This is a genomic window from Vibrio sp. sp1 (genome assembly GCF_016920955.1).
GTDB lineage: Bacteria > Pseudomonadota > Gammaproteobacteria > Enterobacterales > Vibrionaceae > Vibrio > Vibrio alginolyticus.
Window position 1 is genome coordinate 468,002 of record NZ_CP060589.1, and the last position, 25,069, is coordinate 493,070.

General features: G+C 45.2%; 26 protein-coding genes. 5 read left to right on the plus strand and 21 right to left on the minus strand.

Going from position 1 to position 25,069, the window contains the following annotated elements:
• Positions 1-140 precede the first annotated feature (140 nt).
• From H9L11_RS02165 to H9L11_RS02185, 5 genes are all read left to right on the plus strand, one after another.
• Entirely contained in the window at positions 141-716 is a 576-nt protein-coding gene (locus tag H9L11_RS02165; protein ID WP_033907378.1) for a sigma-70 family RNA polymerase sigma factor, read from the plus strand.
• Positions 709-1,440 carry a DUF3379 domain-containing protein gene (locus H9L11_RS02170; RefSeq protein WP_033907380.1) on the plus strand — a complete coding sequence of 244 codons (732 nt, stop codon included), beginning with the start codon at positions 709-711 and terminating at the stop codon, positions 1,438-1,440. Before H9L11_RS02165 ends, H9L11_RS02170 begins: the two co-directional genes overlap by 8 nt.
• A gap of 297 nt (positions 1,441-1,737) precedes the next feature.
• Positions 1,738-2,997 carry an outer membrane protein transport protein gene (locus H9L11_RS02175; RefSeq protein WP_005384451.1) on the plus strand — a complete coding sequence of 420 codons (1,260 nt, stop codon included), beginning with the start codon at positions 1,738-1,740 and terminating at the stop codon, positions 2,995-2,997.
• 309 nt (positions 2,998-3,306) lie between these two features.
• On the plus strand, positions 3,307-4,623 hold the full coding sequence (locus tag H9L11_RS02180) for an outer membrane protein transport protein (protein WP_047104363.1): 1,317 nt from the start codon (positions 3,307-3,309) through the stop codon (positions 4,621-4,623).
• A 109-nt stretch (positions 4,624-4,732) separates the two neighbouring features.
• Positions 4,733-5,937, plus strand: a protein-coding gene (locus H9L11_RS02185; RefSeq protein WP_102949810.1) for an IS3 family transposase whose coding sequence is annotated in 2 segments (ribosomal slippage) — positions 4,733-5,084 and positions 5,084-5,937 — 1,206 coding nt in all. Because the reading frame shifts where the segments join, the coding sequence is not laid out codon by codon here.
• Between the two features lie 54 nt (positions 5,938-5,991).
• Here H9L11_RS02185 and H9L11_RS02190 read toward each other — a convergent pair.
• The 21 genes from H9L11_RS02190 to flhF all read right to left on the minus strand — a co-directional run bounded on the left by H9L11_RS02190 (position 5,992) and on the right by flhF (position 25,065).
• The gene (locus H9L11_RS02190; RefSeq protein ID WP_005380523.1) at positions 5,992-6,765 is read right to left on the minus strand and encodes an MlaA family lipoprotein; all 774 of its coding nucleotides are present in this window, start codon (positions 6,763-6,765) and stop codon (positions 5,992-5,994) included.
• Positions 6,766-6,981: 216 nt separating this feature from the next.
• A complete protein-coding gene (gene ccmI / locus H9L11_RS02195; RefSeq protein ID WP_033907114.1) occupies positions 6,982-8,196 on the minus strand; it encodes a c-type cytochrome biogenesis protein CcmI in 1,215 nt (404 codons plus the stop codon).
• Positions 8,196-8,681, minus strand: coding sequence for a cytochrome c-type biogenesis protein (locus H9L11_RS02200; RefSeq protein WP_005380519.1), 486 nt, complete (start codon positions 8,679-8,681; stop codon positions 8,196-8,198). The genes ccmI and H9L11_RS02200 overlap by 1 nt, the downstream gene beginning before the upstream one ends.
• On the minus strand, positions 8,678-9,232 hold the full coding sequence (locus H9L11_RS02205; RefSeq protein WP_005380518.1) for a DsbE family thiol:disulfide interchange protein: 555 nt from the start codon (positions 9,230-9,232) through the stop codon (positions 8,678-8,680). Before H9L11_RS02205 ends, H9L11_RS02200 begins: the two co-directional genes overlap by 4 nt.
• Before the next feature lies 1 nt (position 9,233).
• Entirely contained in the window at positions 9,234-11,210 is a 1,977-nt protein-coding gene (locus H9L11_RS02210) for a heme lyase CcmF/NrfE family subunit (protein WP_017635943.1), read from the minus strand.
• Positions 11,207-11,692, minus strand: coding sequence for a cytochrome c maturation protein CcmE (gene ccmE, locus H9L11_RS02215; protein ID WP_005380516.1), 486 nt, complete (start codon positions 11,690-11,692; stop codon positions 11,207-11,209). Before ccmE ends, H9L11_RS02210 begins: the two co-directional genes overlap by 4 nt.
• Positions 11,689-11,895 carry a heme exporter protein CcmD gene (ccmD, locus tag H9L11_RS02220; RefSeq protein WP_005380515.1) on the minus strand — a complete coding sequence of 69 codons (207 nt, stop codon included), beginning with the start codon at positions 11,893-11,895 and terminating at the stop codon, positions 11,689-11,691. The genes ccmE and ccmD overlap by 4 nt, the downstream gene beginning before the upstream one ends.
• 11 nt (positions 11,896-11,906) lie before the next feature.
• Positions 11,907-12,650 carry a heme ABC transporter permease gene (locus H9L11_RS02225; protein ID WP_005380513.1) on the minus strand — a complete coding sequence of 248 codons (744 nt, stop codon included), beginning with the start codon at positions 12,648-12,650 and terminating at the stop codon, positions 11,907-11,909.
• Positions 12,651-12,759: 109 nt separating this feature from the next.
• Positions 12,760-13,428, minus strand: a complete 669-nt coding sequence (ccmB, locus tag H9L11_RS02230; protein ID WP_005380512.1) for a heme exporter protein CcmB — start codon at positions 13,426-13,428, stop codon at positions 12,760-12,762.
• A 1-nt stretch (position 13,429) separates the two neighbouring features.
• Positions 13,430-14,047 (minus strand): cytochrome c biogenesis heme-transporting ATPase CcmA, encoded by a 618-nt coding sequence (gene ccmA, locus H9L11_RS02235; RefSeq protein ID WP_005380511.1) that lies wholly within the window; start codon positions 14,045-14,047, stop codon positions 13,430-13,432.
• A 290-nt stretch (positions 14,048-14,337) separates the two neighbouring features.
• Positions 14,338-14,832 (minus strand): DUF2802 domain-containing protein, encoded by a 495-nt coding sequence (locus H9L11_RS02240; RefSeq protein WP_031777229.1) that lies wholly within the window; start codon positions 14,830-14,832, stop codon positions 14,338-14,340.
• 13 nt (positions 14,833-14,845) lie between these two features.
• Positions 14,846-15,340 carry a chemotaxis protein CheW gene (locus tag H9L11_RS02245; RefSeq protein ID WP_005380507.1) on the minus strand — a complete coding sequence of 165 codons (495 nt, stop codon included), beginning with the start codon at positions 15,338-15,340 and terminating at the stop codon, positions 14,846-14,848.
• Between the two features lie 35 nt (positions 15,341-15,375).
• Positions 15,376-16,476 carry a chemotaxis protein CheW gene (locus H9L11_RS02250; RefSeq protein WP_086048338.1) on the minus strand — a complete coding sequence of 367 codons (1,101 nt, stop codon included), beginning with the start codon at positions 16,474-16,476 and terminating at the stop codon, positions 15,376-15,378.
• Positions 16,466-17,245: a ParA family protein gene (locus H9L11_RS02255; RefSeq protein ID WP_005380505.1), complete on the minus strand. Its 780-nt coding sequence runs from the start codon at positions 17,243-17,245 to the stop codon at positions 16,466-16,468. Before H9L11_RS02255 ends, H9L11_RS02250 begins: the two co-directional genes overlap by 11 nt.
• A gap of 8 nt (positions 17,246-17,253) precedes the next feature.
• On the minus strand, positions 17,254-18,366 hold the full coding sequence (locus H9L11_RS02260) for a chemotaxis response regulator protein-glutamate methylesterase (protein ID WP_005384458.1): 1,113 nt from the start codon (positions 18,364-18,366) through the stop codon (positions 17,254-17,256).
• A gap of 29 nt (positions 18,367-18,395) precedes the next feature.
• Entirely contained in the window at positions 18,396-20,636 is a 2,241-nt protein-coding gene (locus H9L11_RS02265; RefSeq protein ID WP_005384459.1) for a chemotaxis protein CheA, read from the minus strand.
• A 9-nt stretch (positions 20,637-20,645) separates the two neighbouring features.
• A complete protein-coding gene (locus H9L11_RS02270; RefSeq protein ID WP_005380502.1) occupies positions 20,646-21,386 on the minus strand; it encodes a protein phosphatase CheZ in 741 nt (246 codons plus the stop codon).
• Between the two features lie 118 nt (positions 21,387-21,504).
• Entirely contained in the window at positions 21,505-21,873 is a 369-nt protein-coding gene (gene cheY / locus H9L11_RS02275; protein ID WP_017635949.1) for a chemotaxis response regulator CheY, read from the minus strand.
• A gap of 45 nt (positions 21,874-21,918) precedes the next feature.
• The gene (locus tag H9L11_RS02280; RefSeq protein ID WP_005380499.1) at positions 21,919-22,653 is read right to left on the minus strand and encodes an RNA polymerase sigma factor FliA; all 735 of its coding nucleotides are present in this window, start codon (positions 22,651-22,653) and stop codon (positions 21,919-21,921) included.
• A complete protein-coding gene (locus tag H9L11_RS02285; protein WP_005380498.1) occupies positions 22,646-23,533 on the minus strand; it encodes a MinD/ParA family protein in 888 nt (295 codons plus the stop codon). Before H9L11_RS02285 ends, H9L11_RS02280 begins: the two co-directional genes overlap by 8 nt.
• A 14-nt stretch (positions 23,534-23,547) precedes the next feature.
• Positions 23,548-25,065 (minus strand): flagellar biosynthesis protein FlhF, encoded by a 1,518-nt coding sequence (flhF, locus tag H9L11_RS02290; protein WP_085569739.1) that lies wholly within the window; start codon positions 25,063-25,065, stop codon positions 23,548-23,550.
• Positions 25,066-25,069 lie beyond the last annotated feature (4 nt).

A 25,069-nucleotide genomic window follows, 5' to 3' on the forward strand; every position in this document is an offset into this window, starting at 1 on the left:
ACATTTGCGTATACACTTTTAGGTAACCACATGGCTTATTGTGTCAAAGGGGTTGCATGACAAATCCTGCAACCAAAACCGCTAGGCGATGAAGCAAGTAAAGTCATGCTCAGAACAAATAAGAAACTCACAGAGCGAGGATGGAGGCTCCTGTGGCCATATTAAAAATGTTTGGAAAGAAAAATTCCAACAGTCCGGTCAACTCTGATATGGACAAGCAAAGAAAATACGAAGCGCTCGTCCGAGGGTATCATCGTGACTTGTACCGCTACGCATATTGGTTGTGCAAAGATAAAGCGGTCGCGGAAGATCTAGTTCAGGAAACCTGTCTTAGAGCTTGGAAGTCACTCGATAGCCTCCAGGACGAAAAAGCTGCCAAGTCTTGGCTCATCACAATATTGAGACGAGAAAACGCGCGCCGCTTCGAACGTAAACAATTTGATTTAGTTGATATCGATGATTACGGCAATGATGCTAAAGTCAGCGATGAACCACATCATCAGCAAGAATGGCTGCAGGCACAGATCATGAAGCTCGATGTTGAATACCGTGAGCCTTTATTTCTCCAAGTTGTTGGTGGTTTCAGTGGAGAAGAAATTGGTGACATTCTTGATTTAAATAAAAACACAGTGATGACTCGACTATTTCGCGCTCGTAATCAACTTAAAGAGATGTTGGATTCTCAAGATACCAAGAGAGGACAAAAGAATGGATGATTTAGAATTTCGTCGTCGTATTTTGTCGGATCCAAAACAAAAGGATGAAGAGATTCTGCAAGCTTTAGCTGGTAGCGACGCCAACAATAAGTTTGTTGATGACGTTTTGGATCTCGATGTAAAAATTAAACAAGCCATGAATGTGGATGTACCCGAAGATCTCGCAGATAAGATTTTATTTAGCCAGACGTCGAGTGCACTTGATGAAGAGAAGGTCGTAAGACCAAACTTTGTCCGCAAAGCAATGGCACTTGCCGCTTCTATTGCGTTCACCGCAGGGTTATTAGTTGGCCAAGTAAACTGGGGAAATGTTTTGGTGTCTCCAGCACAAGCCAGTTTAGCGGATACCGCGATGAAACACGTTATTCATGAAGAACCGTTTGTTCGTCATCTTGATGAGGATGTACCGAGCTCGCAAATTAATGCGAAAATGTCGCCATTTCATTACCAGTTTAGTGAAAACTTTCCATATCACGTTTACTACCTAAACCACTGCGGTTTTGGCGAATCCAATGCGGTGCATATGGTGTTCCAAGGTCCAAAAGGTAAAGTAACGTTATTTATTACTGGTATTCCAAGCGAACAAAGTACCGACTTTAGTAAGGATGGCATGACCGGAATCGTTCAGCCCGTCGGGAGTTCAAGCCTGATTTTAGTCGGGGAAGAAGGTGAAAATATTGATGCGCTCGCTACGACTCTTGCATCAATGATTAAGCCGATGTAACAACTTCGACGATTTCCAGCCTTCAAAAGGTTAAATGCCGCTAAATGATCTTATTTAGCGGCATTTTTGTATAAATAGAACACAAAACATTCACCACCCCTATCGCATTTAGAGCTTAAACTCTAAATTATGCATTTTAAGTGCAATTTCCCGTCTTTTAGACATCACTTCTGCAATTTTTATTCAATTTTATCCAATGGTCGGATTTGTCCAAGCAACTATTGATACTACTATCTGCGCCACTGAGCAAAAGCTCAATTTATCGTCCAAAGAGACGAATCTAATAAGGAAAAACAAATGACTCAGAACACGCGTCTGTTTAAAAAGACTCTCCTAGCAGTAACGGTAGCTTTTGCCTCAGGTCAATCGATGGCAGCGGGTTTCCAAATCAACGCTCAATCAGCAACTGGCATCGGCCGTGCATTTGCTGGTGATGCGGTAATCGCAGATAATGCAGCAGTAATGGCTCGTAACCCAGCAGCAATGGCTCTGTTTGATAAAATGGAACTGTCGCTAGGTTTCGAAAGCATTACTTCAATGATTGAAGTGAAAGATGCGAAATATAACGTTAATACTCCTTTGGGCTCCAATACTGTAAGTGTTGCTGATACTGATGATGTGGGTGATACGTCAATAGCTCCAAACATTCACCTAATCGTTCCAGTAAATGACAAGTTTGCATGGGGCGTAAACGCATACTCTAATTTCGGCACTAAAACTGAATTTTCAGATAACTACACTGCAACAGAGTACGGTGGTCTTACGGATGTAAAAAGCTTCAACTTTGGATTGGCGGGTTCTTACCGTTTAAACGAACAATGGAGCTTTGGTGCTGGTTTAGATTTAATCTACGGCCAAGGCACAATGAAGCGTACAACTAGCTCTTCAGTCCCAAGGGTTGGCGGTCAAAAAATTCTGGACGTAGATAAAGCTGATGGTTGGGCTGTTGGTTTTAACGTAGGTACTGTGTACGAACTAGATGAAAACAACCGTTTTGGTCTAGCGTATCGTTACAGCCCTGAATTTACGGCGAAAGACGACAAAGGTCAGGAAATCACGCTACCTCTACCAGATATGGCCGAGTTTTCCGGTTTCCACAAAATCCAAGACACTAAATTTGCTGTACACTACAGCATCCAATACATCGGCTGGAAAGATTTCGACCAAATTGATTTTGAGAACCTAAATCAGGGTTTACTTAAAGGTGGTTACTCGAAAGACTATCAATGGCAAGATGGCTGGCACTACGCAATTGGTGGTACTTACTACCTAAACAACAACTGGACACTTCGTGCTGGTTACATGTACGACACAAGCGCTCAAGATAAAGTAACGTCTATCTCGGTACCAGACTCGGATCGCCAGTGGTTCTCCACAGGTTTCTCTTACCATATTGATAATAGCTCAAACATCGATTTTGGCTTCACGTACTTGTTAGGTGAAGATGTAAAAGTTAATGAGAATACTCAATTAGCTCCTGGTCTTTCTACCGGTGTAACAGCAACAACTCATGCTGATGCAATTCTATTCGGCTTACAATACAGCCGTAGCTTCTAAACGCTTCGCTGTTAGTTAGTAGAAAAATACTTTATATAAAAGGCTGGATTTCCAGCCTTTTTTCATATCTGCGATTTATTTCCCACTCAATTTGAGTGAACACGTGTATCTAAATCTCACAATTAGGACGCACAGCTGTTCGCTGAATTCCGTTTACAAGCCTTTCACAGTTAGATTATTAAACCGCACAAATAACATTTGAAAGGATAATATTCCAAATGACCACTTACGCTGGATTTTCATTTCTAAAGTAAAAACTCTACCTTTAAACTTTCGTCCCACGTTATAAACAAATCAGCGAACATTCGAATGAAAACCAACAAGACTCTTCTATCAACAGCAGTGGCATTAAGCCTACTTGGCACAACGGGCATGGCTAACGCAGCAGGTTTCCAACTTGCTGAATATTCTGCAACAGGCCTAGGTCGAGCATATGCTGGTGAAGCTGCAATGGCTGACAACGCAAGTGCACAATGGCGTAACCCAGCAATGCTAACTTATTTGGAAGGCACTCAAGTGTCCGTTGGTGCAATCTATGTGAACCCAAATATTGATATTGAAGGTGATGTAAACTTCCACGGTAGCACTTCTTCTGCATCTTCAGATGACTTCGCACATGATGCAATCATTCCAAACTTCTACCTATCACACCAATATAATGAGAAATTCGCGATTGGTTTGGCATTTGGCACCAACTACGGCATGGAAACCGATTTAGGTAAAGGCTTTGGTGCCTCGCACTTCGGTAATGAAGCAAGCGTAACGACAATGGAAGCGAACTTAAACGCAGCTTACAAAGTCAATGAATCGATCAGCGTTGGTGGTGGTATCCGTTACATCATCGGCGAAGGCAGCTTTGGCGCAGCAGCTCCTAAGAATAACGTTGTAGGGTTAAACCCTGAAACTAATCAACCAATCAGTGTTCCTCAAGGTACCGCTCTAAAATACATGGAAGGTGACGATACCGCTTGGGGCTGGCAAGTTGGTACAGCATGGCAGATCAATGAAAATAACCGTATCGGATTCGCGTACAAATCTGAAGTTGAACTGAAGCTTGAAGGCCATGCTGAAGGTCTTGGTTTTGGCTTCGGTACTTCTGAACGCGACAACGGCTACATGTATCTAAACCTGCCTGCAACAGCTGAGTTGGCAAGCTTCCACCAAGTAACAGACCAACTTGCATTACACGCAAGCGTTAACTGGACGGATTGGAGCTCTTTCGAGAAATTGGAAGCACGTCTAGATACTGCTGGCACGCATATGGTTAAAGTAGAAAACTGGGAAGACAACTATCGCTTTGCTGTTGGTGCCACTTACCAGCTTGATCCTAAGCTAGCGCTACGCACTGGTATTGCATACGATACTTCAGCGGTAAGCGACAAAAACCGTACGATCACTATTCCAGAAACTGACCGCACTTGGCTAAGTATTGGCGCAACGTACGATTGGACGAAAGACTTCAGCCTAGACGCTGGCTTCACCTATATTTTTGCGAAAGACGCACCAATCGTTGAGTCTCGTGGTTACAAGTCAGACGACACTGCAGAACAAGTCGGTGGCCAATTTGTAGGCGAAACTACGGGTAATGTTTGGCTAATCGGTGTTCAAGCAAACTACCGTTTCTAACCAAGCTGCAAAATACAAAAAAGGCTTAGCATCAGCTAAGCCTTTTTTCATTTCTCTGTGCCGTCCTAAATAAGGTTGACACTTTCCACCCCCAAAATTGGAGAGTGTTATGAAATCAACAACTAAAAGAACTCAGCGCGATTACTCCCTCGCTTTTAAACTCACTGTAGTTGATGAGGTTGAAAAAGGAAGCCTCACTTACAAACAAGCCCAAGAGAAGTATGGCATCCAAGGTTGCTCTACGGTTTTGGTTTGGCTTCGTAAGCATGGTCGACTAGATTGGTCTAAAGGGACACCTAACTTTATGTCCAAAGGAGACTCTATGACCGAGTTCAACTCACCTCCTACACCAGAGCAACGTATTAAAGAGCTTGAAAAGCAGCTCGAAGATGCTCAACTCAAAGCCGACTTCTTTGAAGCTGTCGTGAACGTTATGGAACGTGACTATGGTGTTAGAGTGACAAAAAAGCACAAAGAAGCGTTGTCCAAGAGAAAACCATAGTAGGTTTGAGCGTTACGAAGTTTTGTCAGTTAGTACAAATCTCTCGCCAAGCTTATTATAAGCAATGCCAAACTCAATCTCGTTGTGAACATCATGAGCATACTGTCATTGGCTTTGTCCGTGAAGTCAGGCTGAAGCAGCCACGCATTGGCACGCGTAAACTGAAGTTCTTAGCAGCAACAAAGGGCATTCAAATAGGTCGCGATAAGCTCTTTGAACTTCTCAGAAAGCATCGGCTGTTAGTGAGAGCAAGACGAGCCTATCACCGAACGACTGACAGCCGTCATCGATTTTTCTGTCACCCAAACAAAGTGAAAGATGGGCTGACACCAACGAAGCCAGAACAACTGTGGGTTGCTGATATTACTTACTTGCCAACTCAAAATGGAGAGAGTTATCTCAGCTTGGTTACAGACGCTTATTCAAGGAAGATTGTTGGTTTTTATGTGGATGACAACATGAAAACTCAATCAGTTAAGCGGGCATTTATCTCAGCTCTCAGGCAACGGCAGAGTGAAGAAAAGCTAATACACCACTCAGATAGAGGCTCACAATACTGTTCGAAGGAATATCAAGATATCCATAAGAAACATAGAGTGACTTGCTCAATGACAGACGGGTATGACTGTTATCAGAATGCTTTAGCTGAGCGTGTAAATGGGATACTCAAAATGGAGCTCTTGCTGAAGAAACCGAAAGATCTGAAAGAAGCAAGGACGATGGTAGCAGAGTCCGTAGATATCTATAATCAAATGAGGCCTCATACGGCTTTAAAATACAAAACGCCCGATGAAGTACATCGAGCGTTTTAGTTAAAAAGTGTCAACCCATATCAGGACGGGTCACTCTATTGTGAAGAACAACGCTTAAAAGTCTTCTAGATATTCATCTAAATACTCTTCTTCTTCGATGTTAACTTCTTCTACCGTTTCAACTTCTGCTTTAAAGTTTTGACGCTGGATATAAACATCGCGAGTTAGAATATATGGATCCGGCGACGAGTCTAGCTGCGCTTCTTGCGGTACTAATAAAGCACGCTTCTCCATTCCTTCAAACGCCCACTTTCCCAAACTCGCCCAGAAGTTGAGATAAGAGAGGGGTAAATACGTACTATCTACGGTATCTGTCACTTCACGTAAGGTATACGGACCATAACCTGGAACCATGAAGTAAGGACCATTTCCAACACCATAGTGGCCTACTGCATCACTGAACGCTTTCTCGTCGTACTTCGTAATACCCGCGGCACTTGCAATATCGAATAAACCGAAAATACCGAACGTCGAGTTAATCCAAAAACGGTTAAAGTGGTCCACGGCTTTCGTACCATTACCCATGATTAAGTTATTAACCATGCTTGCTGGCTCATCTAAGTTCGATAAGAAGTTAGCGATACCAGAACGAATAGGAACTGGCGTGTATTCTACATACGCAAGTGATACAGGACGAACCAAATACGGATCTAAATATTCGTAGTTGAGTTCCCACATGGTTCGGTTAAAGCCTTCCAACGGGTCATACACATCAGAAGTCGTTTGATTTGTTTCTTGTCCTGTTACTGCTTCATCAGGCGCACTTGAACAGCCAACCAGTCCAACGGCTAACAGCAACAAGAAGGTAGATTTACCCTTGTTATACATTTTATTTTCCATAACGACTATTAATGTACCTAAGTCACCCCGATTAACCATTGTACGTATGTTGAGCAGGATACATAGTAAAGATGACTCAGATATGGGAATAAATAAAGGCCAGCAATCGCTGGCCTTCGGTATTCTACTCGATCGTTTAGAGTCATACCACTAAAGGCAACTGACTCTACCTCGTTGTCATGTTTCAGAGACAGATGTTAACAATTAATACTGCTGATCAATGGTCACTTCTACTGGTGCGCCAAATTCAACGACGTCACTTTCTCCGTGCCAATCTTGATCACGCGTTGCTACGTTACCGTCAGAATCTACACGCACACGGACGATTAGCTTATCGAGTGAAGATAACTTTTGCCCTTGCATCATGGCATTGCCATCATCTAATACGACTGTGCGAGGGAAAGTACCTAGCGGATAACGAGCAGCAGCCACAGGCATTGGAGAGCCATCTGAACGATGTACTGACACAATCAGAACTGCGTTTGGATCCAACTGAGCATTTGGTGCCACATTAATTGTCACAGCTACACTCTTATCCGGTAAAACCGCTTCGCCCATTTGCTTACGAGCACTCTCAATACTGCGTGACAACATCTCGTAGCGGCTATCTTCTGGACCAATCATTTGCTGCATGATTCCCCAGTACTTGATGGCTGCCGGGAAGTCTTGACGCTCAAACGCATCGAACGCTAACAAAGAAAACACACGCAGATCGACATAGTCTTGCTGCATCAGCTTGCCGAGTAATGAGCGAGCCGTCGCTTGATCCATTTCCTCTTGAGACAGCATCAGAGCTTGTGCATAACCCAACATCACATCAGGATCTTTGGGCTCTAGGCGGTATGATTTTTCCATCGCATCGATAGCTGTGGTGACATCACGATTTGCTAACGCAATACGACCTAGCAGTAACCAACCTGTCGAATCTTCCGGCTGGTAATGTAAGCGAGTTCGAAGGGCAAGGGTCAAATCCGCCATTTCATCGTCACTCAGCGGCTCAGAAGAAGCCGACATCAGCTTTTTCGATAACTCAGGTAGATTTGCAGACACTTCTTGCCATTGAACAATATCGTCTGACGCGCCAAATTTATAATACAAACCATAGCTCAGCACCACCGTCAGAATTACCGATGGAACTAAAACTGCGATTGGAGAAACCTTGGTTTCTTTTTGCGCTCTATCACCAGGGATATCGTCAAGCAGTGATTGCTTTAGATCAGAAATCAGTTCGTCTTCACTTTCAACCAGACCTTCGTCAGTTTCTTCTGCAAGCTCAGATAGTCGGTCTTTATAAAATGCCTTGTTGAGCTCATCGCGTAACACATCATCATTGTTCGCTTTTTGTTTAAGCAGCGGCAAAGCCACCAGCGCACAAGCAATAAGCGTGAGAGCAACGGTGGAAATCCAAAATAGTGTCATTACTTCTTATCTCCGTTGTTCTCTTCTTCAAGCAATGCTTTTAAACGAGCTTCTTTTTGCTCATCCCATTGCTCGTCACTGCTCGCTTTTGCCTTAACTTTAGATTTACGGCTACGCAGCACAATCAAACCAAAACCACCCAGTACTACAGCGAGTGGCCCTAGCCACAAAATCGCAGTCGCGACCGTAAATGGTGGGTTGTAAGTCACGAAGTTACCGTAACGGGCGATCATGTAATCAACAATCTCATCTTTGGACTTACCTTCTTTGGTCATTTCGTACACCTTATGGCGTAAGTCCTGAGCAAGTTCAGCGTTAGAATCCGAGATCGTGTTGTTCTGACATTTAGGGCAACGGAGCGTATGGCTTAACTCTTTGAACTGCTGTTCTTGTTCCAAATTATCAAACTCGTACACTTCAATGGCCGCATGAGCAGCAAGAGATAATGTCATCGCAGCAAAAACGGCAAGAATTAGCTTTCTCATTGCTTCGCCTCCTCAACCAATTTGTTGTAAAGCGGCTCCAGTGTTTCTGACCAATTACGTGGGTTTACATCCCCTACATGGCGATAGCGAATCACACCATTTGCATCAATAATGAATGTTTCTGGAGCACCATAAACGCCAAGGTCAAGGCCAAGCATACCACTGCCATCAAATAGGCTGATCAAGTACGGGTTGCCGAGATCATTCAGCCAACCTATTGCTTTATTGCGATCATCTTTGTAATTCATACCGATGATCTTAACGCCCTTACCCGCCAATTCGTTTAGGTATTTATGCTCTGCATAACACGTTGGGCACCACGTTGCCCAAACGTTCAAGAGCAACGGTTCACCTTTAAAAATTGATTGGTCGTACTGTTTTCCAGGCTCAGCCAGGTCTTCTAAATGAAATTCAGGAACTGGCTTGCCAACCAAAACCGACTCCAATTTAGTTGGATCATCGCCCTCTTGGTTACGCATTAATTGGGTTGCGAAAATGCCCGCTAGAATCATGAAAGCGACAAGCGGAATAAATAAGATTTTCTTATTCATGTTATGCCTCCTGCTCTTTTGACTTCGCATTTTTCTTCGGCGATTTACGGAAGCGGTAGCGTTTATCAGAAATCGCTAGTGCGCCGCCTAATGCCATAATCAAAGAGCCAGCCCAAATCCAACGAACGAACGGTTTATAGTAAATACGAACAGCCCAAGATCGGTTGTCGTCTAAACGTTCACCCATTGCAATGTATAAGTCGCGGCTAATACCACGGTCAATGGCTGCTTCAGTCATCATAGACTTAGCCGTACGGTAGAAGCGCTTCTCTGCGTGAAGCGTATTCACGTATTTGCCATCGTGTGTGATCTCAAAGTCTGCGATGTAGCCATCGTAGTTTGGACCATCTTTATCACGCAAGCCTGAGAAGTAGAAATCATAGCCTTGAATTTGGAAGTGTTCGCCAGGTGCTAAACGTACATCACGCTCGATGCTGTAGTTCTGTACCATCGCAATACCGATAACAGATACCGCCAGACCAACATGACCCAACATCATTGCCCAGTGGCTACGTTGCAGCTTGCGAACACCTTCACTAAAGCTATGACGGTGCGTTGCGCGCTCGTACAGTTCAAAGCCATGCATCGCAATAATCCAAATCGCCATCACCCAACCAATGTAAGCCATGGTTGAGAAGAAATCGGCAAACAGGTACACGCATAGCGCGGCCAAGGCGAAAGCAAGCACACCTGAAACGAGCATTGGTTTCACAAGTTTAGATAAATTGTCTCGCTTCCAACGAATAAGAGGACCAATACCAAGCAGGAAAGCGAATGGCATCATTAACCACGCAAACAGCATGTCAAAGAATGGCGCACCGATAGAAACCGACCCCAAACCAAGCTGCTTGTGTACGAGCGGCAACAGTGTCCCCACTAACACCACAACAAGAGCGGCGATAAGTAATACGTTGTTGGCTAAGAGCGCATTTTCACGTGAGACTAAGTCGAAGTTACCTCGTACACGCACTGCTGCCCCTTTTACGGCAAACAGCAATAAAGAGCCACCGATAACGAAAACGAGGAAGCCTAGAATAAACATACCGCGCGACGGGTCAGACGCGAACGCGTGCACCGATACTAAAATACCGGAACGGACTAAGAAGGTGCCCAACAAACTCAACGAAAATGCAGAGATTGCCAATAGTACCGTCCACGCTTTAAATGTGCCGCGTTTTTCTGTCACGGCAAGAGAGTGCATTAATGCGGTACCCGCTAACCAAGGCATGAATGATGCGTTTTCTACTGGGTCCCAGAACCACCAGCCACCCCAGCCAAGTTCGTAGTAAGCCCACCAAGAACCTAGTGCGATACCAAGTGTTAAAAATACCCATGCAGCGGTTGTCCAAGGACGAGACCAACGAGCCCAAGCCGTGTCAAGGCGTCCAGTCATTAGGGATGCGATCGCAAAAGAGAACGCAACCGAGAAACCAACATAGCCCATGTAAAGCATTGGCGGGTGAACAATTAAACCAGGGTCTTGAAGCAAAGGGTTCAAGTCACGTCCGTCAACCGGGAAGAACGGTAACGTACGTAGGAATGGATTTGACGTTAGGATGATAAACAGTAGGAAACCCACTGAGATCATGCCCATAACAGCAAGTACACGTGCAACCGACTCTTGCGGCATACCACGACTAAACGTCGCTACAGCGACAGTCCAAGCAGCTTGGATTAACACCCATAGCAACAGTGAACCTTCGTGTGCACCCCATACTGCGGTTAAACGGTAGTACCAAGGAAGCTGACTATTCGAGTTGCTCGCTACATACTGTAACGTGAAGTCGTTGGTATAAAATCCCCAACATAAAATGGCGAAAGAGAACAACAGCATCAGGAACATAGACCAAGATAGCGGTCGCGCTGTGTTCATGAGCATGGTGTTATTATTCGATGCTCCCCACAATGGCAATACGCTCAACAGCACTGCCATTGCAAGCGAAAGAATGAGAGCAAAGTGACCGATTTCAGCAATCATTGGCCGCTTCCTTGTTTCTGTTCGGTGCTGTATTGAAGCGGTTCATGCGTTTTCTTCATCGCTTCTGCAATTTCTGGTGGCATGTATTCTTCATCGTGCTTCGCTAGGACCTCAAATGCCTCAACTGTCGTGGCATCTTTCAGTACACCTTGAGCAACAATACCCTGCCCTTCACGGAACAAGTCAGGAAGAATACCGTCATAGGTAATCGTCACTTTCGGACCGACATCGTGCAGGTCAAAACTCACTTTCAAAGAATTAGGATCTCGACGAACTGAGCCCACAACCACCATTCCACCGATACGCAGACGCTGGCCTACTTCTGGCTTGGTGCCATCTGGCTTACCATTAACCAATTCCGTTGGAGTGTAGAAAAGGTCCATATTTTGGTTAAGCGCATAAAGTATCAAACCAATGGTGGCACTAATACCGATAAAGATCGCTAGTACAATACCTAGCCTCTTTTTACGTCTCGGGTTCATAAGGTGTTCTCCATGTTCTTCGCTGCGTCGATACGAGCTTGACGGTCAATTTTTGCTTTCACTTCTTTCAATAATGCATCACCGCGGCGAAGGCTAGTGATCAGAAGAATCAGCATGGATAAGAAAGTAATACCAAACGCACTCCATACGTATGATGCGTAGCCACCCATGGCAAAAAAGTCGCTCAGAGATTCAAAATGCATAATCAGTTACCTCACTGAGTTTGTTCTGTTGCGAGTTTGCGCACCCAAGGGCGGTGACTTTCTTTACTGATGATTTCGTTACGAAAACGGACCATCGTCACGGCACCAAAGAAGAACGCAAAGCCAAAGATGTTCAGCAATAACGGCCAAAGCATGTCGGATGAAATAGAAGGTTGCTCAAATTTCGTGATCGTCGCACCTTGATGAAGCGTGTTCCACCATTCCACGGAAAAGTGAATGATAGGTAGGTTTACTACGCCTACGATCGCTAAGATACCAGCGGCTTTTGCAGCGGTTTTTTGATCGTCAAACGCATGGTAGAGCGCAATCACACCAAGGTAGAGAAATAGCAGAATCAATTCAGATGTAAGACGGGCATCCCATACCCACCAAGTGCCCCACATAGGCTTGCCCCAAACAGCACCTGTAAGTAGAGCAATAAAAGTAAATACTGCACCAATCGGAGCCATCGCAAGTGCCGCCATATCAGATAGGCGAACTTGCCATACTAGGCCAATAAATGCAGCGATCGCCATCGACATATAAACGCCCATAGACCAAATAGCTGATGGGACATGAATGTAGATGATTCGGAAACTGTCACCTTGTTGGTAATCTGAAGGCGCAAATGCAAGCCCCCAAACCGTACCAACCGATAAGCATACGAGGGCCAATACAGAAAACCAAGGCAGAAACTTACCACTCAAACGATAAGCTGCTTCTGGCTTGGCATAAGGATGTAGCCATTTCCACATGTTTTGTTCTCACTCTTACTTCAGGGACACTGTCTAAAGGGTTGAGACCGTAGCAGTGCTTTAATAATAATTCTTTGATCAAGCGCCGCTTCATTGGCACTTTATTGAGTTAGTTAACACTAACTCGCAATGCGGCACTGATGGCAAAAGGCGTTAATGTCATCGCCCCCATTAGCATCGCACCTAAAATCGCTAGTTGACCGTTATACGCCATACCGAGTGCGGCAGCATCAATTGCCGATGTTGCGAAAATCAAAATTGGGATGTAGAGCGGAAGAATAAGCAAACTCAAAAGAACGCCACCCTTTTGCAACCCAACAGTCAACGCCACACCAATGGCGCCAATAAAACTTAGTGTTGGTGTACCGATCATCAAGGTTAATACAACCGATAGCCAAGTATTGAAGTCGAGCGAAAGTAAAACCGCCAATAATGGGCTAATTAAAATCAGAGGTAACCCTGTTAACAACCAATGTGCTATGACCTTTGAAACCACTACAAGTTGCAATGGAATCGGCATTAGCATCATTTGTTCTAGTGCACCGTCTTGAAAATCATCACGAAATAGACGCTCTAATGATAATAAGGCGGACAGCAATGCGGCAACCCAAACGATGCCCGCTGCAATACGTGCTAACAAATTAGGTTCTGGTCCAATACTCAGAGGAAAGAGAGTAATGACAATAATAAAGAACCACAGCGGGTTTAGAATGTCTGCCTGACGGCGAAATGCGATTAGGAGCTCACGACGAATGATGGTGGTCATCGAGGAAATCATATCAGTCACCCAGCTTTATTTTTCTAAGTTTCGGGCTGTCCGCAAACATATCTTGATGCGTCGTCAACACAACAATACCGCCATTATCAGCATGACTTGCGAACAAAGATTCAAGCACCTTGACGCCTTGCTTATCAATGGCAGTCAACGGCTCATCTAAAATCCATAAAATTTGCTTACTGAGCCATAACCTTGCCAATGCGACTCGTCGTTGCTGACCTGCGGAAAGTTGTGCTACAGGCACATCTTCTCGACCAGCTAATCCTACTTGAGTCAAAGCGATAAAGATTTCTTCGTCTGAAGAGCGATTATTTTGAATAGATTGATAAAAACGTAAGTTTTCTAATGCGGTAAGCTCTCGTTTCACTCCTGTTTGATGTCCTAAGAAAAGCAGATCTTGATGGAAAACATCACGAGATTTTTCAACCTCTTCGCCTTTCCATTTAATTACACCTTCTTCTCTATCACCTAACCCTGTCACAATCCGTAGCAATGTAGTTTTACCAGTACCATTACGCCCTTCGATCTGGACCAATTCACCAGGCTTAATTTCAAACTGCAGGTTTTCAAACAGAACCCTTTCATCACGGATTGCTGTCAGGTTAGACACTTCTAACATAGAGCTTCAACTAAAAAATGAACGAGCCGCTATATTAGCACAGCTTAGTTATGACAAAACAGGATAAGAGGGCTAGGTTACATGTAAGTTCATGTATTTTTGTTAATTAATCATCACACTTTAATAAAATTAACTATAAGTAGTTATAAGCGCTCATTTTGAATTTGAGAGGCCAGAGCTAAGAGCAAGAACGACTGAAGGTTATCTAGGGTTGTATTGAAGAAGAGCATTAGCGGCTAAAAACAAAAAAAGAGGCGTAATAACGCCTCTTTTTTATCGCTTGATAACCTTTAGCGTCGACGACGTCCACGCGTTGGATATTCTGCGTCATCTGATGGCTGACCACTTAATGGTGGAATCTTCTCTTTCCCCGCCAGTTTCTTCTGCAGTGAAAGCATCAACTCAGCTTCGGCTTTTGGTAGTTCGCACTCTTCAATCAGCTCGTTGATATCAGCGCCAAGCTGTACCATTTTAGAAGCACGACTATACAAGCGACCATCAGTATCAGCGTGTTCGAGTTCGCGAATTCTCTCGTTTAAGTGCTGAATAATGTCTTGTTGCTCCGTCACTTTTTGTCCAAGACCAACGACAACCGAGCGCACTTCGAGTAACTGCTTACTCAACTTTTGCACTTCTTTATCTGCGTGTCGAGATTGAGCTCGTTGTTGGTCTAACTGCTTTTGTAACCCCGAGCGAATCCGCAGTTGCAAAACAACCAATACTAACACGATAAAAGCGACGCCACCCGCAAGGAATGGAGCAGATAAAAGAGTCTCTTCAGCCATCATCATTCAGCCATTAAAGGTGAGCCATCTCGTCCCACTCGTCATCTGTTAGCAGCTTGTTCAAATCCACAAGGATAAGAAGCTTGCCGTCACGGTTGCTCACACCCTGGATGAACTTCGCACTCTCGTCGGTACCAACTGAAGGCGTCGTATCAATTTCAGAAGAACGCAGATAAACGACTTCTGCCACGCTATCTACTAAGATACCAATCACTTGACGCTCAGACTCGATCACAATAATACGAGTGTTGTCGGTGACTTCGCCTTCCATCAGGCCAAAACGTGAACGTGTATCGATAACAGTAACTACATTACCGCGTAGGTTGATGATACCAAGTACATAATCTGGTGCACCTGGAACAGGGGCAATTTCAGTATAACGAAGTACTTCACGAACTTGCATTACGTTGATGCCGTACGTTTCTTCTTCTAGCTGGAACGTCACCCACTGAAGAACTTCGTCATTCGATGCATCTTTCTTCACTTCTACTTCAAAAGCTTGAGACATAGTTAATCCTCGTTAATGTCGTTCCCGACTTAAATCTAATTCAGTGATTTGACATCTAAACCGGCGTTTAGCATGTCAATGAGCGCCTGGACATGAATTAAGGCACACATTTTTTCTTTTACCATGCCCGCTAGCCAAGGGCGTTTACCCGCCTGCTCACGCCAGCGAACCTTGTCGATATTAAGCGTTTCAGTCCCCATTAATTGGTTACTGGCCAACCCCCACATGCTCTCACCAAGCATGACGACATATTGGTAGTTATCTTTATAGCTATCATCACGAAGCTTATCTGCCATCACCCATTTCGCGGTATCGACGACATCAAACTGTTGCTCGCGATTTGTTTGTAGCCCCAAATACCAGGCGGGTTTTCCTATCAAATGGTTAAGCTCGCTAATGCGATGAATACCACCTAACTCATCAAGAGGTACAGCAAACGTGACACCATTCACATCAAAGTAAAGAACTTGGAAGTCCTCACTTCGCTTCGTGCTTTCCCAGACCGTTGGTATATCGGAATCTGCTTGTGTTTCGAGTTCAGTATCGACGTTCGATTCTATATTGATACTTTGTTCGATCACTGCGTGAGGTTCATCCACCTCTGGTTGAGCTTCCTCAAAAACTGGCTCATCAATCACCCAGTCCTGTATTTCCTCAACACCCTGAAGCTCAGGCACCTCACTAAAGGTTTGTACCTCAGGCTCAGCCGCTTTTATCTCTGCTGCAATATCAATCGTATTTTGTTCAAGAATACTATCAATATCCAACTCAGCCACTGGGTTGCTTGCTTCAAGCTGACTTAATAGCCTTTGAACATCTTCCAGGTTTGGAGCTTCCAACTCTGGCGGATATGTTTCTTGAAACTGGTACGTTTCTGGCTCCGAGTATTGTAGCTGCAATTCTGGCTCTGGCTCTGGCTCTGGCTCTGGCTCTGGCTCTGGCTCTGGCTCTGGCTCTGGCTCTGGCTCTGGCTCTGGCTCTGGCTCTGGCTCTGGCTCTGGCTCTGCAGATGATACCTCTTGAGCCAACAGGTCAAGGTCTTCCTCAAGAGTCGTTATTTCAGTTTCATCATCCAGTAATGCATTAAAGTAGTCATCAAGTGCTTGTTCACTGGACAGCACATCATTACTGCTCATCGAACGCCAACCTCTCCAGGTAAATCAGTAGCTGTTTATAGGCAAACACACCACGGCTACCAGATGCAAAATGCGAAGCTGGCAAGTGCTTTAAACTGGCATCGCGGAACTTGGTATCAATAGGCACCGCTGAGGTCCACACTTGATTTGGGTAATCTTTTTTCAGTTGCATCAATGTCTGCAATGACGCTTTCGTGCGCTTATCGTACATGGTTGGGACGATAGTCACTTTGAAACCGCCCGGGCGAGATTTTTGCATAATGGTTAGCGTACGCATCATGCGCTCTAGACCTTTCATCGCCAAAAACTCTGTTTGAACAGGAATCAAAATTCGGTCACTGGCTGCCAACGCGTTCACCATCATCACGCCAAGGATTGGCGGACAGTCAATCAACACATAGTCATAGTCTTGTGAGACAGTTTGCAGCGCCCGTTTTAAGATTAATCCCATACCACTGCGATTACCCATTACGCGATCAAGCGTGGCAAGGGACATATGCGCGGGAATGATATCCATTCCTTCCAGCTCTGTTTCTAAAATCAACGGCTTAACCGTCTCACGAGAAAACGTCTTCAACTGGAATAAATCAAATAGGCTCGAAGTTACTGCATCAGGATCATAACCGAGATAAGTAGTCAGTGAGGCGTGAGGATCAGTATCAACCATCAATACTCGATGGCCTTTCTGGCTCAATAAGCCCGCCAATGTCACTGTTGAGGTGGTTTTACCCACGCCTCCTTTCTGGTTAGCTACACTCCAAACAATCATGATGAATCCTAAGCTAGGCCAACTTCCACCAACATGCGTTCAGCAATGCGGTCAAGCGGTAAATCTTCTGAAGAAATGCCTGCTTTAGCAACCGCTTGGGGCATGCCATAAACAACACAACTTTCTTCATCTTGTGCCCAAATTGTTGAGCCTGAAGACTTCAACATGCGAGCGCCCTCACGACCGTCTGCACCCATGCCTGTCAACACTAAAGAGAGCACTTTGTCGCCATATACTTTTGCGGCAGAACCAAAAGTCACATCCACACATGGTTTGTAGTTCATGCGGTCGCCGCCATCAATAATGCGAAGACGAGCAGCGCCCGCTCGTCCATCCACCATCATTTGTTTCCCACCTGGTGCAAGGTATGCCACACCGGGCTGTAACACATCGCCATCTTGTGCTTCTTTCACTTGAATCTTACACAAGGTGTTCAAACGACTGGCAAACGCAGCAGTAAACGTTGCTGGCATGTGTTGAATCAATACAATCGGATGCGGATAGTTCATCGGCAAACGCGTCAGAATTTTTTGTAGAGCAACGGGGCCACCTGTTGATGTTCCAATTGCCGTCAGTTGATACTTCTTACCAGAAGCACGGTACTTTGTCGCAGCAGGTCGAGTTGGTGTTGGAGTCACAGGTGAAGCCGTTCTTGAACCTAATGGTCGAGTAGTCGTGCTGGTACTCGCTGTTGGGCGAGCGATAGGTCGACGCATGAAAGCGCGCTTCGAGGCAATCTGAATCACACGCTGTTGAAGTAATGACACCGCTTCTTCACGGTTACGCGCAATGTCCTCAAACTTTTTCGGTAAGAAGTCCAATGCGCCCGCATCTAGCGCATCAAGCGTAGCTTTCGCCCCGTCGTGGGTCAGGGACGAAAACATTAGAATTGGCGTTGGAGCAGCGGCCATTATTTCACGTACAGCTGTAATGCCATCCATCACTGGCATTTCAATATCCATCGTGATGACGTCAGGTTTGAGAGATTTGGCTTTCTCAACCGCCTCTCTACCATTTACCGCAACGTCAATCACTTCTAGGCGCGATTCTGAGTTGATGATTTCGCTCACGCGACGTCGGAAAAAACTCGAATCATCAACGACTAGTACTTTAATCGCCATCTTATTCCTTTTAATAACGTCAGCTTTGCTTAAAGGCGTGAAGCCGCAGCATATCGCTTAAGTAAATCAGGCACATCTAGAATTAATGCAATATGGCCATCGCTAGTAATTGTCGCACCAGCCATACCTGGAGTGCCCTGTAATAGATTATCGAGTGGCTTAATAACCACTTCTTCTTGACCAATAAGCGTATCCACAACAAAACCAACGCGCTGGTTACCAATCTGTACAATCACCACGTGACCGTGACCAGTACGCTCTTGGACGTTTTGCGATTTGGATGCCAACCAGTTTTGTAAGTAAAATAGTGGGATAGATTTCTCACGCACAATAATCGTCAGCTGACCATCTACCACGTTTGTACGACTAAGATCCAAGTGGAAAATTTCACTCACCGAAGCCAGTGGTAGAGCAAAAGGATGACCGCCAACACCAACCATCAGAGTCGGTAAAATCGCTAACGTTAGTGGTACTTTGATCGTAATCTTAGTGCCCTTGCCTAGCTCAGAATCGATATCGATTGAACCGTTTAAGGTATTGATCGCCGTCTTAACCACATCCATACCCACACCACGACCAGAGATGTCAGAAATTTTATCTTTACTTGAGAAACCAGGTGCGAAGATAAGGTTGAAGCACTCTTTATCTGTTAAACGTGCCGCCGCATCTTCATCCATCATGCCACGCTTCACCGCGATGCCACGCAGTTTGTTCGGGTCCATACCGCCACCATCATCTACGATGGATAGTTCAATATGGTCCCCTTCTTGCGATGCTGACAAAATCACTTTACCTGTGCGTGATTTGCCGGCCTTCGCGCGTGCGTCTGGCATTTCAATACCGTGATCAACCGAGTTACGTACCAAGTGAATCAACGGATCGGCCAATGCTTCTACAAGGTTCTTATCGAGATCGGTTTCTTCACCGCGCATTTCTAGCACGATGTCTTTATTTAGGTTACGAGCCAAGTCACGAACAACGCGTGGGAAGCGGCCAAACACTTTCTTAATTGGCTGCATACGCGTTTTCATTACCGCGCCTTGTAGATCCGCAGTTACCACGTCAAGGTTAGCGACCGCTTTGGACATCTCTTCGTTGTCGCTATTCAAACCAAGGCTTAATAGGCGGTTTCGAACCAATACGAGCTCACCCACCATGTTCATGATGGTATCAAGTGTCGAGGTATCAACACGAACGGTTGCTTCAGCCTGAGGTTTTTTAACCGCTGGTGCTTTGGCTTCTTCTTTTACCGCGACTGGTTTAGATTCTGGTTTTGGTGCTGGCGCTGCTTGAACGGGTGCTGGCTTAGCAACAGGCTCAGGTTTCGCAGGGCTTTGCTCTACGTTTGCTGACGCTGGCTTCGTTGCCATATCCAATTCTTCTAGCGTTGGACCTTTACCTGAACCATGTAGCTCATCGAGTAACTTTTCGAACTCTTCGTCCGTCATTAAGTCACTGTCTTGATTTGATGAAGATGCCACTGGAGCGGAAGGCTCTGCCGCTTTAGGTGGCTCTACTGGTACGGATGCAGATGCAGCAGCCTCTGCCGTAGAAGGGCTTTTTCCTACACCGTGCAGTTCATCGAGTAAACGTTCAAACTCATCATCAGTGATATCACCACTTTCAACTGATGGTGCACTCGATTGAGGCGGTTCAGATGGCGTTGTAGGTGTCGCAGACATTGAGGTGCCTGGCGCTGAACCTTTACCATGAAGCTCATCAAGTAGCTTTTCGAATTCGTCTTGGGTAATTTCATCAACAGAGCCGACACTTGATGGTGCTGACGGCGCAGCAGGTTCTTCGATGATAGGCTCGGGAATAATAGGCTCTGGAGTAGCCACTGGTTCTTCAACTACGGTTGCCGCTACTTCATCTTCTGACTCAGGTTTGCATAGACGATGAAGTTCTTCAAGAAGCTCAGGGTCCGCAGCTTCTAACGGCTCACGATCTTGAACAGCCTGGAACTGGGTATTAACCGTATCCAAGGCTTTTAGCATCGTATCCATTAAGTTTTGCGTTACCGTGCGTTGACCGTTTCGTAAAACGTCGAACACGTTCTCCGCACCATGACAAGTATCGACTAGCTCTGCCAATGAAAGGAAGCCGGCACCGCCTTTTACGGTATGAAACCCGCGGAAAATAGCATTAAGTAAGTCTTTGTCTTCTGGGTTATTTTCCAATTCAACCAACTGCTCAGAAAGCAGCTCGAGAATTTCCCCAGCCTCAATGAGAAAGTCCTGAAGAATATCTTCGTCTAAATCGTAGCTCATACGTTACCTTTAAAATCCAAGACTGGACAACAAGTCATCGACTTCGTCCTGCGATGAAACCGCATCTTCTCTCAGTTCTGGATGAAGAATCGGGCCTTCGGCTTCGCTTGTTTGTGTATTCTTTTTATCTGCCGGTTCTGACAAAACTTGAATGTGTTCTTCAAGTTTATTTCCAGAGAATACGGTTAGGATTTCCACTAAGCGGCCTTCAACTTCATTAACCAACGTAATTACGCGGCGAATGATTTGGCCAGTTAGGTCTTGGAAGTCTTGCGCCATGAGAATTTCGGTCAATTGGCCGCGCAATTCAGTGCTGTCACCTTCGACTTGCACTAATAGCCCGTCAATTCGGTGGCACAGTGCTTTAAATTCGCTTAATTCTATGCGCCCGTGCATGAGTTCATTCCATTGAGGACGAACTTTTAGAAGGCAATCATGCAGGTTATCAGCGATAGGAAGGCAGCAGTCGACCGCATCCATTGTTTTGTTGGCTGCAAGCTCTGTCTTCTCGATCACATAATTGAGACGATCCCTAGCGTTAGGGATTTCGTCTTTCGCAATTTCGGTCATGCGCTGATCGAGACTGAACTGCTTGAGTGATTCGTGAAGGTCTCGAGTTAACGCTCCAATTTCTTGCAGCATTGGGTTATCGGCACCTTCGTAGATCGAGGCAACAAGCATATTGGCTTGGTCTTGTTCCCCGTTTTCTAGCATTTGAACGAGTGACTTCGCCTGCTCTAGTGAGATCATTCTGAATAGACCCTTTTACGTTTAGTTCTTCTTATCACTTTGAAAACGCTAAACGAGTCATTTAATAGGTATTTAATAATTGGTATGAATGACTCGAATAACAAAGAGAAAGAGAGAGTTATAAACGCTCGAAAATTTTATCTAATTTTTCTTTTAATGTTGCAGCAGTAAATGGCTTAACAATGTAGCCGTTTACACCTGCTTGAGCAGCTTCAATGATCTGCTCACGCTTCGCTTCAGCCGTGATCATTAGAACTGGCAGATGCTTAAGTTCTGCATCCGCGCGGATGTGTTTAAGCAAATCGATGCCTTGCATACCTGGCATGTTCCAGTCAGTTACAACAAAATCGAAGTCACCTTTTTTCAGCATTGGTAATGCGGTTAAACCATCGTCCGCTTCTTGAGTGTTATTGAAACCCAAGTCACGAAGCAGGTTTTTAACAATACGGCGCATTGTTGAGAAATCATCAACAATAAGGATCTTCATGTTTTTATTCAAAATTGCCTCCACTGAATCGTAAAATCAGTGTTTTTAGTCATTTTGTGTCCACGCACTGAGCTTGGTACGTAAACGTTGCATCGCTTGACTCAGTATTTGACTTACGCGAGATTCGCTTACGCCTAACACATCGCCAATTTCTTTCAAATTGAGTTCTTCATCATAATAAAGCGAAAGAACCAAAGCTTCACGCTCTGGAAGCTGTTTTATTGATTCAACCAGTGCTTTTCGAAATGATTCATCAACTACCCCTTTGAATGGGTTGCTGTCATCGGTTTCATCCGCCGGTGAAATCACATCATCAGAAACGCCTAAATCTTCAATACCGACTAATTTTGAGCAGTTGATATCGGTAAGAGCACTATGATATTGATCCAGTGTCATACCGAGATGCGTGGCTACTTCAGAATCAGTAGGATCTCGATTTAATTCGCCTTCCAGCTCCGCAATCGCTTGGTTAATCTCTCGATTATTTTTATGAACAGAACGCGGTACCCAATCGCCTTTACGCATGTCATCTAACATTGCGCCACGAATACGGATACCTGCATAAGTTTCAAAGCTCGCACCTTTAGAACCATCATAATTCTGCTGAGCTTCGATAAGACCGATCATGCCGGCCTGAATTAAATCCTCTACCTGAACACTCGGCGGTAAACGGCCTAGTAGGTGGTGAGCAATGCGCTTAACCAACACTGAATAACGTTCAATGAACGCCTGCTGGCTATTAAATTTGCCATGTTGGTCATAGGTTATCGCTTTATTCACCAAAAGGGTCCTCTGCGAATTCGGTACGATTTAGCAACCTTTCCACAAAAAATTCCAAGTGTCCACTTGGTGTTTTCGGTAGTGGCCACGTCAACGCTTTGTTTGCTAGTGAGCTGATAGCTAAAGCGGCAGGCGAGCGTGGGAACGCATCAACGACAATTTTTTGTCTTTTTACAGCCTGTCGTACTTTATCATCTAATGGAATACATGCTACGAGTTCAAGGCTAACATTCAAGAATCGCTCTGTGACTAGTGTCAACTTTGCAAACAATTCTCGCCCTTCACGGTAGCTTCTGACCATATTTGCTACAACTTTAAAGCGTTGAACTTGGTGTTCTTTACTCAACAGCTTGATTAATGCATAGGCATCTGTGATTGACGTCGGTTCATCACACACAACTACAACCACATCTTGAGCTGCTCGCGAAAAACTGATTACCATGTCAGAGATACCAGCAGCGGTATCAATCAGCAGGACATCCATTTCGTCTTCAAGACTACCAAATGCTCGAATGAGTCCAGCATGCTGAGCGTGAGAAAGCTCTGTCATGCTCTGTGTGCCAGAAGTTGCAGGAATTATCTTTATACCATAAGGCCCTTCGACAATCGCATCTTTTAGCTCACATTCACCCGCTAAGACATGTCCTAGATTACGTTTTGCACGAATTCCGAGCATCACGTCCACATTGGCCAGACCTAAATCAGCGTCGAGAACCATCACCTTCTTGCCTTGGCGAGCCATACAAATCGCCAGACCCAGTGTTACGTTTGATTTCCCCACACCACCTTTGCCGCCAGTAACAGCAATCACTTTGGTCAACGATGGTTGTGTTAAGCGACGGAGGCCGCTTGCTTGATCGTGTATCATATTCTCAGTCATAGTAGTCCGCCGCCTTAGAGTCCTTCACTGTCACTGTTCCAAAAGTGAGGTTCGTTCTCTGTCGACTTCTCTAACAGTTCATTTGCTTTCGCAAGCATATATTTTGGTTGCGCTATCACAATGTCTTCTGGTACGCGCTGACCATTAGCGATGTAAGCTACTGGCATTGCGTTTTGAATCACTACACTGATGAATTCGCCTAGGCTTAATGACTCATCAAGCTTCGTCATAATACAACCCGAAAGTGGTATACGTCGGAAGTGATCCAGCGTTTCTTGTAGAACACGACGTTGTGCGGTAGCCGGCAAAACAAGGTAGCTGTGAATCACTTCTCCGCTCTCTTGCATTAGAGTGTCGAGCTGCTCGGAAAGCCTCACATCTCGTTGCCCCATCCCTGCCGTATCGACCAAAATCAGTCTTCTGTTTCTTAGCTGATATATAACATCGGCTAACTCGTTAGAATCTTTAGCAACTCTTACGGGACAACCCATGATTCTTCCGTAAATTGAGAGTTGCTCATGTGCACCTATGCGATATGTATCTGTTGTCACAAGGGCCACATTGTCGGCACCGTATTCCATGGCTGCGCGTGCTGCGAGTTTCGCTACGGTTGTTGTTTTCCCAACCCCCGTCGGACCCAACAATGCGACTACGCCACCACGTTTTAAAATGTCCTGTTTAGGAATATTGATTTGATCCGCCACCAGCGACAATAACGCTTTCCACGCTCGCGCTGGCTTTGTATCTTCCGGGATATAACAGGCCATCTGGTCTGCTAACTCCGGAGAAACGCCCATTCGCTCTAAGCGCTTAATCAGCATAGCTCTTAGCGGCTCACGGCGTTCTACTTCTTGCCACATCAGGCCAGAAACTTGGTGCTCCAACAGACGACGAATTGACGTCATCTCTTCGCGCATGCTTTCTAGCTCATCGGCCGATTCGTCACGCTCATCACTTGGGCGACGTCGGTCATAGCGCGTCGGGTCCAGCTTGGGCGTCGGACGTTCAAATCGATTGTCCTGTGCGATTAGCTTCGCCAAAGGTGAATCTGGTTGATATGGCGCTGGCTTTTCTTGGTTGTAGCCGTCGCGATGCTTATTTTGGCGTTGCAGCAAAGCAGAGAGCGAATCTTCATTTTCTGCTACGTGATCGTCAGCATCTGCTGCACCACCGCTATATTGCTTAAGCATATTAGCGAATCGCTGCGTCATTGAGCCTGTTTTTTCATTGTTACTGTTATTACTGTTCAGGCTAATTTTATCTTCATCTAAATGACGATCTTGGTAACGATCAGCAGAAGACGATGACATTTGACGATGTTCGTTATAGCGATTCGATTGAGAAGCACCGCGATTTTGCTGTGACGCTGCGCTTGCTTGAGACGGATTAGATTCACTATCTATCGCCGCAACAATCGCTACTCCACCAGCCACTTTCTTGTTTGACATGATCACCGCTTCCGCGCCTAAGTCCTCTTTCACTTGGAGCAGCGCCGTTCTCATGTCTTTGGCAAAAAATCGCTTTATTTTCAAACTA